Genomic DNA, 16775 nt, shown 5'->3' with positions numbered 1-16775 from the left:
ATCAACTGTTTTCTTGCATATTATTCTTTTTCTAGTCTATTTCTTTATTCCCATCTCAAATAAAGCAAATGATATAAGATCTGCATTTTCACTAATTACCTGATCTGTAGCTCTTCCGGCTCCGTGTCCTGCATTCTTTTCAATCCTCAAAAGAATAGGATTTTTACATGCCTGCTTCTCTTGTAGTTCTGCCCCAAATTTGAATGAGTGTGCCGGAACAACTCTGTCATCATGATCACTGGTGATGATCATTGTTGATGGATAGCAAGTTCCTGCTTTTACATTGTGTACGGGAGAATAAGATTTAAGATATTCAAACATTTCTTTACTGTCTTCTGCAGTACCGTAGTCATAAGACCATCCTGCTCCGGCTGTAAATTTATTATACCTCAACATATCCAAAACACCTACTCCCGGGAAGGCTACTCTTGCCAGATCCGGTCTCATTGTCATGGTTGCACCTACCAGCAAACCTCCGTTTGATCTTCCTGAAAGAGCCATGTATTGTTTTGAAGTATATCCTTTGCTCTGAAGATATTCTCCGGCAACGATAAAGTCTTCAAAAACATTTTTCTTTTGTTGTTTTGTTCCGGCATCGTGCCATTTTTTACCATACTCACCGCCACCACGAATGTTTGGAACAGCGTAAATACCTCCATTTTCCATCCAGATCGCGTTTACTACGGAGAATGATGGCTGTAAGCTGATGTTAAAACCTCCATAAGAGTATAAGATCGTAGGGTTTTTACCATCAAGCTTAGTTCCTTTTTTATAGTTGATCATCATAGGAACTTTTGTGCCATCTTTTGAAGTATAGAATACCTGTTCCGAAATATAATCATCCGGATTAAATTTTACCTTAGGTTTTTGATAGACTTCAGATTTCCCTGAATCTACATTGAATTTATAAGTAGTTCCCGGTGTAATATAATTGCTGAAAGAAAAATAAACATCTTTCTCTTTTTCTTTTCCTCCGAATCCTGAGATATTTCCTTTACCCGGCAATGTAATTTCTCTGATCAGTTTTCCAGCCTTATCAAACTGCTTCACCTGATCTATAGCATCAATCATATAGGTTGCAAAGAAATATCCTCCACCTGAAGAGATCCCCAATACATTTTCGGTTTGTGGAATTACGTCTTTCCATGTTGAAGGAGCCGGATTAGCAATGGTAGTTTTTACAAGACGCATATTCGGAGCATCTTTATCTGTAAAAATGAAAAGATCATCACCTTGTGTATCTACAATGCTGGCATTGATATCAAATCCGTTTACAATCTGTACGAAATCTCCTCCTTTTTGAAGGTCTTTGATGTACAATTCATTACCATTCGTAGCATTAGCGGCAGAAATGATCAGGTATCTCTGGTCTTCAGAAACTACGGCCCCCAAATATCTTCTTGGCGTTTTATCTCCTCCGAAGATCAATTTATCTTCAGACTGTTTTGTACCTAATTTATGAAAATATACTTTATGCTTGTCTGTCATACCGGAAAGCACAGTTCCTTCTTTCGGCTTGTCGTAGCTTGAATAATAGAATCCTTCATCTCCCTGCCATGAAATTCCACTGAATTTCACATCCAGTAAAGTCTCATCAATTTGTTTTTTGGTAACAGCATCGATGATGATGATCTTGTTCCAGTCACTTCCTCCTTCAGAAATAGAGTAAGCCGCAAGGTTTCCTTTTTTATTGAATGAAAGATTGGAAAGAGAAGTCGTTCCCTTTTCCGAAAATTTATTAGGATCTAAAAATACTTCTGCAGCATTGGTCTTGTTGTTTGTTCTGTACAAAACAGACTGCGCCTGCAAACCATCATTTTTATAATAATAGGTATAATCTCCCTCTTTGAAAGGTGCTGAAATTTTTTCATAGTTCCAGATTTCCTTCAACTGATTTTTAATTTTATCCCTGAACGGAATTTTAGAAAGATAATTCTGACTGTAAGCTACTTCTTCATCTACCCATTTTTTTGTAGGTTCAGAATCGTTTTCCAGATCTCTGAAAGGATCAGAAACAGCAGTTCCAAAATAGGTATCTGTCTGACTTCCTTTTAATGCTTTAGGGTAATTCATTTTCTGAGAATAAAAAGATGCTGAAAACAACACTCCAGCGGTTAACAATATAGGTTTAAAATTCATACTGATCGGTTTTTCTCAAAAATACGTAAAGTATGTGAAATAAAAAAAGTCCCTTTATATTGGGACTCTTTATTCTTTAGTGGAATATTTTTCAACTATTCATTGGCTCCGAAGCTTTCAAAATAGAAATCGGTAAGATTGGTAACAATCTCATCGGGACTTCCGTTCCAGTAGTATATTTTATCGCCTTCTTTAAGTTCATAAAGATTAAAATTCTGATCGGTTGTTACTGTTTTATCAGCATTTTTGAAGTCCTGAACCGCCTGAATCAAATATTTCTTAAGGTCTTCTGCTTTTATTTTATTGAGATCACCTTTTGGTCCGGAAGTTAATTTTGAGGGAACCAGAAAGCTTACGGAATAAGTTATTTCTGCAATTTTTTGTCCTTCAATATATTCATTCGGGACAACTTTTACATTTTTAATTGTCAGTTTTCCTGTTTTAAAATTCCCAAACATTGCGGTAAAATACTCCTCCGCTTCTTTTTTACATGCTGCAGCCGTTGCCTTAGGGAAAGCAGACAGAAAATTCTCTACACTGCCATCCATCATTTCTTTTGACGTTTCTTTAAAATCTACCTGGTAAGCATTCTGTCCTTCCACTGTTGGTTTTAAGTAATCATTCAGCTTATTCAATGCCGCTTCATCATTATTCACAAAAGTTCCGAAAAATAATTCGAAGGCTTCTTTGGGCTTCTTCACTTCAGTTTGGGCCATAAGGTGCTGCCCTATCATGGTAAGCAGCAGTAAAATAATTTTGTAGTTTTTCATAGTTAATATTTTTATGTTTAGTTATTTGAAAAAACAAAGCCCCTGAAGGATCAGAGGCTTTATTCTTATTTTGTTTTTAATTTTAATAATTTTCTTCTTCCCCCTTCATTTTCTCTGCATTTTCTGCCATGATGACGGCATCAATCATTTCAGAAATATCTCCATTCATGTAAGCATCAAGATTGTACATAGACTTGTTGATTCTATGATCTGTCACTCTTCCCTGAGGGTAATTGTATGTTTTAATTTTTGCAGAACGGTCACCGGTAGAAACCATAGATTTACGTTGTGCAGCAATATCTCCCTGTACTTTCTGCAATTCGATATCGTATAATTTTGTTCTTAGCATCTCCATTGCCAGTTCACGGTTAGCTAACTGAGAACGAGCCTGTTGACATACCACTACCATCCCTGAAGGTTTGTGGGTAAGCTGAACTTTCGTTTCAACTTTGTTTACGTTCTGACCTCCGGCACCTCCTGAACGGGATGTCTGCATTTCAATATCAGCAGGATTCAGTTCAAAATCTACTTCTTCAGCTTCCGGAAGAACAGCAATTGTAATGGCAGAAGTATGTACTCTTCCCTGAGATTCTGTTTCAGGTACACGCTGTACACGGTGAACTCCGGATTCGAATTTCATGATTCCGTAAACGCCTTCTCCTTCCACTTTCATGATCAATTCCTTGTATCCTTTGGCAGCTTCGTTAGAGTCTGTTACTTCATGTCTCCATCCTTTTGTTTTAAAATACATGGTATACATTCTGTACACGTCCTCTACAAAAATAGCGGCTTCATCACCACCTGTTCCGGCACGTAATTCCACAATAACGTTTTTGTCGTCAGCAGGATCTTTAGGGATCAGTAATACCTTCAGCTCTTCTTCCAATCCTGGAAGTTTAGCCTGAGCTTCCAGCTTTTCTTCTTTAGCAAGATCTACCAAATCTCTGTCTGAACCGTCTGCAATAATTTCTTCAGATTCTTCAATACTGTCCAGTGCCCCTTTGTACTGATCGTAAACTCTTACAATTTTTCCCAAATCACTATATTCTTTGTTCAAAGAAGAATATCTTTTTTGGTCTGAAATGACATCAGGCTGTATAATAAGGTCTGCAACCTCATTATATCTTTGTTTTATAGCTTCTAATTTTGGAATTAATGATTTAGACATTGTAGAAATTTTGTGGGTGCAAAGATAAGGATTATTAATTCAAAATTAAAATTACTGAGCATCATAAATTTTTGAGCATTAGGGATAAAGAGGGCTAAACTGTAAAAAGGTGAATTTATCAATTGTATATTAACCTTTCTATGCCATTAAGGTTTGTTTTGATGTTGTTTGGAAAGTCTCCTGTCAACCCAATATAAAATAATTCCTACAGCAATAATTCCTACTCCTATAAGACTTTCTTTAGGATTATGAATAAATGTAAAATAGAGAATATAGATACTGAACAATAGAAAAACGGCTGGAAAAATATGAAAAGCATTTGATTTAAAAATTTTCCTGTCTTTTTTCTTCAGGAAGAATACGGTAGAAATCGCCAGACTTGCAAAAAGCTGTAAAATAAAGGCTGTGTAAACAAAGATTTCTTTAAAACTTCCGGTGAGAATAATAACCACAGCAATAACGGCATGGGCAAAAATAGCTCTTACGGGAATTCCTCTTGCATTACCCGCTGATAACGGTTTCCAGATGTAAGTATGTTTTGCAAAAGCCTGTGTCAATCTTGAACCTACCCATAAATATCCGCTAATTGTTGCAACCAGCTGCAGCGCAATAAAAATATTGACAATCTTTCCAAAGATAGGCCCCAGCATATTGACAGCAGCTTCCCCCATTACGTCTTCTTTTCCTGCCAGCTGACTCACAGGAGCATGTTTCAGCATAATATAATTCACCAAAATATAGCTTATCGTCACGAAAATAGTTCCAATGATCAAAGATTTGGGAAGGTTTTTCTGGACGTCTTTTATTTCTCCTGCGATGTAGGAAGCAGAATTCCAGCCTGTATAAGAATAGGTAACAAACACCAGAGACGTAGCAAAGGCAGGAAGCATAATCTCATTCTGCCAGCTGTCACTGAAATTCAGACTGCTGCCAATCTGTATAGATTCTGAAAGCCCAACTCCCAGAATAACCAGTACAATAATAAAGGCTATCTTGATGAATGTAAAAAAGTTATGAAACCTGCTGGATGTTTTTAAACTGAATGACAATGCCACTGCTACCAGAAAAATAGCGGCAATTGCAAACCCATTTCCAAAAGAATAATTGAATACGGAAAGGTATTTCGACATTGCCAATGCAGCCAGCGCAACCGGAGAGGAAAATCCGATGATGAGTGAAACCCAGCTTATCAGATATCCGAACAGCGGATGATAGGTTTCTTTAAGATAGATAAAATCACCTCCGTTTCCTTTGAAATGTGAGCCTAATTCGGCATAGCAAAAAGCCCCGAATAAGGCGAGAATTCCTCCGATGCTCCATAACAGGAAAATACTGTAGGTATTGGTAATATCTGATAACTGAAATCCCAGGGTTGTAAAAATCCCTGTTCCTATCATATTGGAAACGACGATGGCTGCTGCTGTTTTCCAGCCAATCTGATGTGAGGTAGTACTCATTTAATGATTAAAAATTAAAATTAAGCCTTCCGAAGAAATAATTCCCCAGTGTTCCCATCTGAACTGGCGCATATTTGAATACTCCATAGTATGAATTTTCATAAATCTGGCGATCCGGAAAAACATCAAATACATTGTTGGCCCCTACTGTAAAGTTGATACTTTTTGTGATATCATATCCAATACTGATGTCCGTAACTACTTTTGGGGAGAATTCCTGAACGCCTCCAAATGGATAACCATCTCTTATCACTTTACCAAAATAGGTATTTCTCACGAGAAAATTGAACTTCCCGATTCCATAATTTAATCCAAATGAAGCTTTTGTTTTTGGAGACAGTGTTTCAATGATATTGATCTGATCCGGACCAAAAAACTGATTTTTAGGAGTTCCTAAGTTTTCCGGAAAATGAAAGTCTGTAATTTTAGTTTCTGTATAATTTCCGGCAAGATTCATATTTAATTTTCCGTTACCAAGAATCCAGTCATAAGAAACCACTACATCTACTCCTTTCGTTTCTGTATCAATAGCATTGGCGAAGAACCTTCCGCTTTCCACCTTAAACTGGTCTAGTCTTGGGTCTGTTATATTACTGGTAATCACAATTCTGTCTTTCACTTTAATCCAGTATCCATCTATAGCGACCGTTAAATTGTGTAAAGGTTTCAGGGTAAATCCCGCACTCGCGTTGACAGAAGTTTCCTGTTTGAGTTTATCAAATCCCAGAATTCTGGCGGCTTCGCTATCGTTACTGAATATTCCTTTGGTAACAATCTTTGAGCCTGAAGTAGAAATATCCGCATATGAATTATTGAAATACTGCTGCTGAAGGGAAGGTGCCCTGAATCCTGTTCCAACCGCTGCTCTTACTGCATAATTTTTTACGAACTCATATCGGACGGCAAGCTTTCCATTCAACGTATTTCCGAAATCTGAATAATTTTCAAATCTGGCAGCGGCGTCAATATTTAATTTTTTATCTAAATCATAGGAAACATCCGCATACACAGCAGTTGAGTGTCTGTCTTTTTTCAAGGTATTGTTTGGAGAAAACCCGATAAAAGATTGAGATCCACCCGCACCCAATACTGTTGACCCTTCTGTAGCTACATTTCCATTAATGTCATATTGGGTATAAGAAGCTTCATCCCCTGCTTTGATCTGATATTGTTCAAACCTAAATTCTCCCCCAAAAGCGATATTGAAACGGTTTATATTTTTGGAAACATCAAGATTAACAGTATTCTGCAGAAAACTATGGGCGCCTGCATAAAACCGGGTTGGCGATTTTACCCCGAGAGAAGCATTATTGGTATTGCTTACATTATAATTGAAGGTATTACTTCCGAATGTGTTGCTTAGGTCTAATACCCAATCATTGACATTATATTTTGCACCTACAGCATAAGAAACATCATACACCTGAGATCCAAGAGTTGCCTGAAAGCCGTTCGGATAAATGGATGAAACCACATTTGATGCTTCGCTCGGCAGCCTTCTGAAACCAAAGCCTTTTCCTTCTTTGATACTGAAACCTCCGAAAGAATAGATTTTAAATTGATCGTTAAAAGGATATTCCGCATTGAAAAACAGCTGTCCCTGTCTGATCTGGGCATCTCCGATCTGAAAATTAAAATCATCACGGGTTAACCCATGTTCTTTAATCTTTGCATCATCTGCAGCTCTTGCCGCTTCGGGATCATCAGCAAATGCATAGGCAAAATTATTTCCAAAAATATCCAGATCATGATTTTGAGTTCGTGTTGTTTTTCCTCTGTGGCTTAATTGTAGAGAAAGGTTGATATAACCCTCTTTTTTTCCTAATGAAGTACCATAATTGGCTCCTGCCTGATAGGTATCTCCATCATTTCTCCCAGTCAATCCATACGTAAGACTTGCTGAGGCTCCCGTATTTTTTTTAAGAATAATATTGATCACTCCTGCAATGGCATCAGAACCGTATTGTGCTGCAGCTCCGTCCCTTAACACTTCTATTCTATCAATAGCAATAACAGGAATTGTACTCAGATCTGTTCCTACAGAGCCATTCCCCACGGTATTCTGATAATTGACTAAAGAAGTGGTGTGTCTTCTTTTCCCGTTAAGCAATACGAGAACCTGATCAGGGGCCATTCCTCTTAAGGTTACAGGATCAATATGTTCCGTACCATCAGAAGCAGACTGTCTCACTGCATTAAACGATGGGATAACATAATTCAGAAGATCCTGAGCCGTCATTTGCGGAGAATTCCTTTGAATTTTGTCAATATTGATAACATCTACAGGAACCGGTGTTTCCAGTTTTGTTCTTTTTACATTACGGTTTCCAACGATAACAATATCTTCTATTTGTTTTCCTTTCTCCTCATTCTCCTGAGCAGCAACCAAAATTGCCCCAAGCAATAATACAGCTGTACTTAATTTTTTCATTTTTGTTCTTGCCAATTAATAATTACAGTCTGACGGATTTTTCCGCAGATATACAAGACTTCAAGAAATGGAATTCATATAAGAATATTGACTTCGCTTATCTCCCCCTCAGGGTTGGAATTAGCACCTTTACACTTCTCGAATCGTGCAGGTTGCTAAGGTTTCTTTGGGCCAAATCCCTCCACCTTTCTTGATAAATCTACTGCAAAAGTAGACTATTTTTTTAAATAGACAAAAAAGGCAAATCTGCTACACTGCAAATTTGCCTTTTATTATTTTATAGAACTTGTTTAAAGTTTTATTTTTGAAACATTAAGATTATAATAAGGCGATAAGAGTATTAAGATAAGCTTCGCTTTAAGCTTAAAAATCAGAATGATTCATCTTAACTACACTTTATTTCTTAAATCCTTCTTAATGGTTTTAATATATTCAACAATTTTATAAGTCTAAACAACTTCATAATTTGTTTTTATTTGATTATCATCTTTTGAATGGCAATTCCTGTTTCCGATTTCAACTGCACCAGATAAGTGCCTGCAGGATAACTGACTTTTACTTCATAAGTTCCGTTTTCTTTATTCAGTTTGAATGAATCCAGTTTTTTACCCGTCATATCAAAAATCAAAATTTCTCCGTTTTTTGCTTTATTAAAAATTAATTTCGCCACTCCGTTTTGTATTGGATTATCAGCGATCTGAAGTGATAATTTATTTACAGTATTTGGATCTGTTGTTGACAGTGCACCTCCATAATTCCCGAAAATCCTGAATTCTCCTGGCTGTAAAGTTATCGGAGCCGTGGTAGAGGCGATATTCGAAATACTGTCATCCATGAGATTCTGCCATTGCCCTGTGTAAGGAAAGAAAGGAACAACATTTTTTGCAGATAAATCATAATTGGCCAGTACGACAACATTTTTTATCCCGGTTGTAATAGCCGGATCATAGAGATAAATTCTTGTGATCAATCCGTCCGGATCATTAGTCAGATTATTGGATTCTATACTGTACGTTTTAGTTTTAAAAACCTGATGGGTATTTCTGATCGTGATTATTTTAGCCCATATATCATATACAGCTTTTCTGTTTACGTTGGTATCATAGTTTAAAGTAAATGCAACAGGCTTTTCATCCGTTCTGCACCCGTTATTGATAGTACCGTCAGCACATCTGTTGATACTGAATTCATATCCTAATTCCCCAAACTGCCAGATCATTTTCGGACCTGGAATAGTAAAGAATGTTGCACCGAAAGTTTTCATTCTTTCAAGAGCTGTATTAAGGTTTTTAACGTCATAGCTACCGTTCGCAGCACCATATGCAAGATTTTTAAACATCAATCTTTCTTCATCATGACTTTCTCCGTACCCTACAGCACGCATATTGGTAAACCCATGAAGACTATGGTTCATTCTGTCATAATTACTGTTGTCTTTATATCCCATAGTATTCTGGTTATAAGGCTCCGTTTGTTTATTCCAAAGCATCACTCCTTTTCCCTCCGCTACCCTGTAGTTTGCCCATTGCTGTTCTTCTGCATCCGTTCCCAGATGCTCAAAAATCATGTAAGAATTGGGATCGATTGCCCACTGTCTGTCTGCATAATGTTTCATGATATCCACTCTGTCCTGCTGATAAGCGTTGGTGCATGCTTCATCATTTTCGGAGCAGCTTTGGGTAAATCCTTTTGTTAAATCCCAGCGGAATCCGTCAATGTGATATTCTGTCAGCCATTGTTGAAGACATCTTTCAACGTAATATTGAGTTGAAAGGCTTGTATGATTAAAATCGTTAAATACATTGTATGAATGTTTCGGGACCTGATTGAAATAAGGATTGTTTGGAGCAACATCCCCGTAACCGTCTCCATCAGGATCTACATTCCAAAGCCTTACCAGAGGAGAACGTCCTGTTGCATGGTTAAATGCGACGTCCAGAATAACTGCAATTCCGTTCTGGTGGCAGAGGTCTACAAATTCTTTGAATTTTTCGGGAGTTCCATAAGCTTTGTCCAATGCATAATGGAAAGAAGTATTGTATCCCCATGAAAGGTTTCCGTCAAATTCCATGATGGGAAGTAATTCTATAGCATTGATCTTTAGATTTTTTAAATAAGAAATTTTACTGATCAGAGACTGCCAGTTCTTTTCCTGTGTAAAATCTCTCAATAATAATTCGTAGACCACCAGATCTTCTTTCGCGGGTCTCTGAAAACTGGTTGTCTGCCAGTTATAGGCTGTCTGCCCCGTTTTAAATGTTGAAACTTCAAAACCTTGTCCGGCAGGAAATGCAGGTAAATTCGGATAGGTAGAAGCTGAGATCCACGGATCATCATAAGAAGATAAGATCTGGGGTGAATAAGGGTCTGCCACTTTTCTCAGATCATTCGTTCTGTACTGAAAAGTATAGAGTTGCTGAGGCGTAATCCCATTGAGCTCAATCCAATAAAGATCCGGGTTTGTGGTATCTTTTTTCATTAAATAAGTATCATTCACCGCCCAGTTATTAAAACTTCCAATGACGTGTACAAAGCTTTTGCCAGGCGCATATAACGCAAGTCCTACTTTTGTCTGATCTGTCGGATGATAATTAATCCCCTGTTTAATCCAGTTTGGAATGGCTTCAGAAACTACATTTCTCGGAACCTGTAAAATGAATGTCGCAGTTTTAGAATTAACTCCTTCTGTGGCAACAAGTTCCATGCTGGCATCCTGGGTAACCGTATAACTGTAAGAATAGGATTGTGAAGGAGTTGTTGCAGAGTTGACAACAATTCCGTTTGCTTTTAACTGAAATGTTGCATTATTACTTGTTGTAGCCGTAATATTAATAGAGTTTCCTGCCGGAACAGAAGTCAGACTATTAGCCAGCGGATTGGTAAGATTTAAGCTTAAAGTGCCCACATTTACAAAAATGTCCGGTGAGCTCTGATGAGATCCTGTTTTATCTTTTAATAAAAACCCGAACCTCCCGATTCCTGTTCTTCCGAAAAAAGAAGTCGGGGTAAAAGTAAGTGAGTAGCTGTCTGTAGCAGCATTATAATTTAGTTTATTCAGGTCATTGGAGTTGTTCCAGCTGCCATTGGTAGGACAGTCCTGACTGTTCTGATAATTAGTATCAAAAGACCATGTCCAGATATAAATGGCATTATTAGACACGCCCCATGCCGACTCATCAATCTGATCTCCGGGAACAGTAAGGGTTACGGCATCGGTTTCATTGAATGGATTTGGGCTGATGGAGTAATTGATCTGCCCAAAAACTGCCATTGCAATCAACAGAAAAACAACGGAATAAAGTTTTTTCATTTCTTATTTTTTATCGAATATAGTATAAATTTTTCTTCATAGTGACTATTCTTGTCCATTCTTCATCAAATATTTCAATTTTCCGGGAAAAAATAAAATAAAAAAAGACTCATGAAATTTTCATGAGCCTCCCAATAAAAGTAATTGTAATGAACTATTTTTTGGACGAAAATCTTTGTTATAGAAATTCAGTTAGTCTTTTATAATCTTTTTAGAAACGGATTGTCCATTCTTTAATTTTAATTCTACGATATATAACCCTGAAGGAAGTTCAGTCATATTGATTTGATTATCTGAGAACTGCACATTCATTCTTTGCCCTACCGCATTGATAACGTTCACTTTGTCAATCGCGGAGTCTGATTTAACAGTAAGAATTCCTTTTGTCGGGTTGGGATACATTCCTATTACTACATTATTCAGCTTAATATCTGAAGTACCTAAAGAAGATGTCGGTTTAATACATCTTACTGAAGACCCCTGACCTCTCATTCCTCCAGCTGATGGATTGGCAATAGTGGATCCGATATATAAATATTTCGCTCCTAAACTTGATGTATCTGAACTCCAGAAATATCCTCTTTGTCCTACAAAACTAAAGTCGCCATTACTGGAACTTCTGTTTCCTCCTGCCGGTAATTTAAGATTGCTGCTGTAAGCAGTTGCCGGATTCCCAATACCTTCAGCCCCTACCAAAGCAGTCCAATCTGCCTGAGAAGGCATTTTCCAGTCTGTTCCGATCGCTTTACAAGGATCTACCCCAGCAGATGCATTAACGTCTGCCACTGATGTACCAGCCCATGTATCTGAACTTGCAAAACCTGCCCACCATGCCGGAGATCCTGCAATATACACTCCTCCAGCCGCTGCAATTCCTTCGGGAGTATTGGATGAAGGTGCTTGCGCTGTCTGTGAATTTCTAAGCTGGTGGCCGTCATCCCATCTTCCCCATTGGAAAAGGTCTCCATATGCGTTCGCATCGGCTACTGATGAAGCAACCTGTGTACTTCCCAGATTCTGCTGAAGCCATATTTTTCCGTCAGCACCTCTTACCGTGGAATAGGCAACCTGCTGACCACGATACATAAAACTTACACAACCCACATCTCCTGCATTGGTTCCGGGATCTGTATTGCTGCATGTCTGAGGATTTAACGTCAGAGAAATTCTTTTCACTTTTGTAGTATTGTCAGAATAAGCAAGAACAAGATAATTGTGTGCTTTATCTATAGCAAGATCGTTGTATTTTGCCTCACCATCTGAAACAAAATCACCTCCAAAAGCAACCCAGTTTTGAGAATCATCTAATTTATAAACCGTATTTCTAAGGAAATTGTCATTTTCAAAACGGCTGGCAACGACATACGGTTTCCCGGATTCCGTCACAGCTAAAGCAACATGCTGAACTTTTCCTTCTGAAAAATTAGCATTTCCAACCTGAACCCAAGAGTTGCCGTCAAATTTTTTAACATTCACTTTTTTTCCTCCTCCTGAGTTTGAAACATAGGCTACATAGATCGTATTAGATCCATCCAAAGCAATATCGGCGTTGTACTGTTCTCCTGAAGAAGAAGCATCTGCAGCAGCACCTCCTACCAGACTCCAGTTTTGTGAAGAGTCTGCACCAGTGCTGTTTTGATACACTTTTAAACCTCCGGAAACATTACACGTATACACCATATTATTGGTTCCGATAACCATTTCAGCAAATTCAGCACCTCCTGAAAAGCCGGCATTTCCTACCTGCTCCCAGGTTCCTCCAAAATATCTTTTTACCGTTCCTGAACCATAAGATCCATAAGTGAATATAATATTATCAGAAGAAACTGCAGAAGCCTGATAATTTACAGAACTGTCTGTAGCATTCGGAAGCTGAGACCATAAAGACCCCGTAAACAAACGTACTTCCATTCCGGAATCAGGATAGCCAAGCTGATTGGTATAATAAAGACTGTTTCCGTTAGGACTTATAGACAGTGAACTGTAAGTTGCAGTTCCTGCTGTAACTCCCGCACTTCCACCTAAATATGACCATGAACTCCCGTTAAATTTCTGAACAGAACCTCTGGCTACGGAAACATCATAATATGACAGATAATAATTTCCTGAATTGTCTATAACTAAATTGTTAAAACTACTTCCTCCTGCTGATACATCCTGAATGCCTCCAACATTTTCCCATTGCTGAGCATACAAGCAGCTTCCGGCGATAGTCAGCAACGTTAATCCCGTTCTGATTTTCTGTATTGCAAAATGTAAATCTTTAAACATATAAAATATTATTTTTAATTATTCTAAATTTAATTTAATTTTGCGCAAAAGTACCTCTCATAATTAACCCCGAGTTATCATTTCTGAACTTTTGGTTATCCTGCGAAGGACTTTTATCTTAAGTAGTTGTACCATGGCTGTAAAAATGTGTTGTATGAGGAAATCATCTAAAAGTGGACTTTTGTTCAGATCCGAAGACATCAAAATCATCATGCAGGAAGATCTGTGCCCTGATCAATCCTTCAAATCTCACATGCTGGAAGGGAAGGCAAGTTTTAATCTTCTTTTTCTGCTGAGTGAGGGAATCAATTTGGAAGCTCATGACTGTGGAACCCAATTTTCATTTAAGAAAAACCAATACATTCTTCATTACTCGCCCAAAGAAAATGTCGCTGAACTATGGACGGAAAACCAGGAAGTTCTTAAATATCTCCAGATACAGATCAATTATCAATATGTTTTCAACCTCATCAATCCGGATCTCAACCGTGAGAATGCAGAAATTCTGGAAAACATGACCCATAATAATTTCATCTTCCTTCACAAAGAGACACCACCGGATATGACGGTTGAAATGCATATGATTGTAAAGGAAATTCTGGGATATACCAAGAAAGGAATCATGCAGAAATTATTTGTAGAAGCCAAGATTATTAAACTTCTGATTTTGATTTTTGAACAGTTCAATGAGAAAAATATTTTGGAATCCACTCCAAAAACGCCTGAAATGATCAGGAAATTCATTGATGAAAATTACCACAGAAATATAAAAGCGGAAGAGATCGGAAAGTATATCGGAATGAATCAGAATATGATCAGAAAGGAATTCAAGGCCTACTATCATACAACGATTGCTCATTATATATCGGAACTCCGAATGCTGAAAGCGAGGAAGCTGATTACTGACAAAGAGATTATGATCAAAGAGATCGCTATTGAATGCGGTTATGAATATCTTCAGAACTTTACACGGGCTTTTAAAAAGAAATTTGGAGTATCTCCGGAAAGCCTCAGGAATAATAAATAGAAAAACCGCCTAACGAATTAAGCGGTTTTATATATGTTGTTTTGCTTTGATATTACTTTTTCAGAATTCAGGTGAAAAAGCAATGACAATCAATTAATGATGATGTCCGTGATCGTGAAGGAAAGGTCCGTTTCCTTTAGGCTCGCTATAGATAACTTCTACACCTTCCTGCTCAGAAACAAGCTTTCTTCTGATGTCTTCAGGATCGAAAGGCTTTACTTTTCCGAAATACTCTTTCAAACCTTCAGTTAGCCACATTGGGATTACTAATCCGAAGAACATAAAAATACACCAGAATCCTACTAAGAACATAGTAATGAAGAATATAGTCCAAAGGAACTGGTAAAACGGCCAAAATGCTGATAATATCGTTATCATTCTCTTAAAGATTTTAGGCAAAAATAAAGCTTTTTTCTTTTTTATACAAAAGATCAGCGCTCTATTTTATTATTTATTTTAATTTTAAACTAATTAGTGAGCAAGATTTGCGAAGAAATCGTTGCCTTTATCATCGGAAATGATGAATGCAGGGAAGTCTTTTACTTCAATTTTTCTTACCGCTTCCATTCCTAATTCCGGGAAGTCTACTACATCTACAGACACAATATTGTCTTTGGCAAGAATAGCAGCGGGCCCACCGATAGATCCAAGGTAGAAACCTCCGTATTTATGACAGGCATTGGTAACATCTTTACTTCTGTTTCCTTTTGCCAGCATAATCATACTTCCGCCGTGGCTTTGGAACTCGTCTACATAAACGTCCATTCTACCGGCTGTAGTAGGTCCGAAACTTCCTGAAGCCATTCCTTCCGGAGTTTTTGCAGGTCCTGCATAGTAGATCGGATGGTTTTTGAAATATTCCGGCATTGGTTTTCCGCTGTCGATAATTTCTTTAATTTTTGCGTGTGCAATATCTCTTGCTACAATCAATGTTCCGTTCAGTTTCAATCTTGTTTTGATCGGATATTTGGATAACTCTGCAAGAATTTCCGGCATTGGTTTATTTAGATTAATCTCAACTGCTTCTTCCAGATGTGGAGGGGTATCAGGCAAGAATCTTTTTGGGTCTTGCTCCAACTGCTCAAGGAAAATACCTTCTTTAGTAATTTTTCCTTTGATATTTCTGTCTGCAGAACAGGAAACACCCATTCCTACCGGACAGGATGCAGCATGTCTCGGAAGTCTGATTACTCTTACATCATGGGTAAGGTATTTTCCTCCAAACTGAGCTCCGATTGCACTTTCCTGGCAGATTTTCTGAACTTTTGCTTCCCATTCAAGGTCTCTGAATGCCTGTCCGGCCTCATTTCCTTCTGTTGGAAGATGGTCATAATATTTTGCTGATGCTTTTTTCACTGCAGCAAGGTTGGCTTCTGCTGAAGTTCCTCCAATTACCAGCGCTAAGTGATAAGGCGGGCAGGCAGCTGTTCCAAGATCAGAGATTCTTTCTTTAACGAATTCTTCGAGAGATTTTTCATTCAATAAAGATTTCGTCTTTTGATATAAGAATGTTTTATTAGCTGAACCTCCTCCTTTTGTCAAGAATAAAAATTCGTAGTAATCTCCTTTTTTAGCGTAGATATCAATCTGTGCAGGAAGGTTAGATCCTGAGTTCTTTTCATCAAACATTGTTAAAGGAACCACCTGAGAATATCTTAAGTTTCTTTTCTGATAGGTATTGAAAATTCCTTTGCTCAAATATTCCCCGTCATCTACTCCTGTGTACACATTTTCTCCTTTTTTTCCCATTACGATAGCTGTTCCCGTATCCTGGCATGAAGGAAGAGCTCCTTCCACAGCTACTGCAGCATTTTGCAAAAGGTTGTAAGCAACGAATCTGTCATTATCAGTAGCTTCAGGATCATCAATGATTCTTCTAAGGCTTTCCAGGTGTGAAGAACGAAGCATGAAAGAAACATCTGCCATAGCTTCTTCAGCCAACAATTCCAGTCCTTTCGGATCTACAGTTAAAATTTCTCTGTCACCCAGTTTTTCAACCTTTACATAATCTGATGTAAGCTTCTTGTACACCGTATCATCTTTCTGAATTGGATACGGATCCTGATATCTAAAGTCCATTCAATTTTTGTTTGTGCAAAAATACGTCTCATTAAAAAAATATGAGTAAAATCAGTCATTTAAATTGATATTTATAATGATTATAAATTGCGGGTTTGTGAGTTTATAATTAACTTTATAAAA

10 protein-coding genes and 1 riboswitch are annotated in these 16775 nt (G+C 37.7%); of the genes, 1 reads left to right on the top strand and 9 read right to left on the bottom strand.

Translation table 11 applies throughout. The features are described 5' to 3' along the window. Positions 1-36 precede the first annotated feature (36 nt). From ACPF63_RS22725 to ACPF63_RS22695, 7 genes are all read right to left on the bottom strand, one after another. Entirely contained in the window at positions 37-2139 is a 2103-nt protein-coding gene (locus tag ACPF63_RS22725) for a prolyl oligopeptidase family serine peptidase (protein ID WP_426481416.1), read from the bottom strand. Between the two features lie 95 nt (positions 2140-2234). Beyond that, a complete protein-coding gene (locus tag ACPF63_RS22720) occupies positions 2235-2909 on the bottom strand; it encodes a hypothetical protein (RefSeq protein ID WP_426481415.1) in 675 nt (224 codons plus the stop codon). Between the two features lie 82 nt (positions 2910-2991). Continuing rightward, positions 2992-4077, bottom strand: a complete 1086-nt coding sequence (prfA, locus tag ACPF63_RS22715) for a peptide chain release factor 1 (RefSeq protein ID WP_077419437.1) — start codon at positions 4075-4077, stop codon at positions 2992-2994. A 146-nt stretch (positions 4078-4223) separates the two neighbouring features. Beyond that, on the bottom strand, positions 4224-5534 hold the full coding sequence (locus tag ACPF63_RS22710) for an APC family permease (protein WP_426481414.1): 1311 nt from the start codon (positions 5532-5534) through the stop codon (positions 4224-4226). Between the two features lie 7 nt (positions 5535-5541). After that, positions 5542-7965 carry a TonB-dependent receptor plug domain-containing protein gene (locus tag ACPF63_RS22705; RefSeq protein ID WP_426481413.1) on the bottom strand — a complete coding sequence of 808 codons (2424 nt, stop codon included), beginning with the start codon at positions 7963-7965 and terminating at the stop codon, positions 5542-5544. A 94-nt stretch (positions 7966-8059) separates the two neighbouring features. Then, positions 8060-8165, bottom strand: a riboswitch (SAM riboswitch). Positions 8166-8437: 272 nt separating this feature from the next. Beyond that, positions 8438-11275, bottom strand: coding sequence for an alpha-amylase family glycosyl hydrolase (locus ACPF63_RS22700; protein WP_426481412.1), 2838 nt, complete (start codon positions 11273-11275; stop codon positions 8438-8440). A gap of 192 nt (positions 11276-11467) precedes the next feature. Continuing rightward, positions 11468-13546, bottom strand: a complete 2079-nt coding sequence (locus ACPF63_RS22695) for a T9SS type A sorting domain-containing protein (RefSeq protein ID WP_426481411.1) — start codon at positions 13544-13546, stop codon at positions 11468-11470. A gap of 154 nt (positions 13547-13700) precedes the next feature. On the opposite strand from ACPF63_RS22695, the gene ACPF63_RS22690 reads away from it, so the two are divergent. Next, a complete protein-coding gene (locus ACPF63_RS22690) occupies positions 13701-14573 on the top strand; it encodes a helix-turn-helix transcriptional regulator (RefSeq protein ID WP_426481410.1) in 873 nt (290 codons plus the stop codon). 93 nt (positions 14574-14666) lie between these two features. Here ACPF63_RS22690 and ACPF63_RS22685 read toward each other — a convergent pair whose 3' ends face one another. Beyond that, a complete protein-coding gene (locus tag ACPF63_RS22685) occupies positions 14667-14951 on the bottom strand; it encodes a hypothetical protein (RefSeq protein ID WP_172625768.1) in 285 nt (94 codons plus the stop codon). Positions 14952-15044: 93 nt separating this feature from the next. After that, positions 15045-16652, bottom strand: coding sequence for a fumarate hydratase (locus ACPF63_RS22680; protein WP_047381802.1), 1608 nt, complete (start codon positions 16650-16652; stop codon positions 15045-15047). Between the last annotated feature and the right edge of the window lie 123 nt (positions 16653-16775).

Source organism: Chryseobacterium sp. R2ACT005, assembly GCF_049949215.1.
Classification (GTDB): Bacteria; Bacteroidota; Bacteroidia; order Flavobacteriales; family Weeksellaceae; genus Chryseobacterium.
The sequence above is the reverse complement of the archived record's forward strand: the minus strand, read 5'-3'. Positions and strand labels throughout refer to the sequence as shown.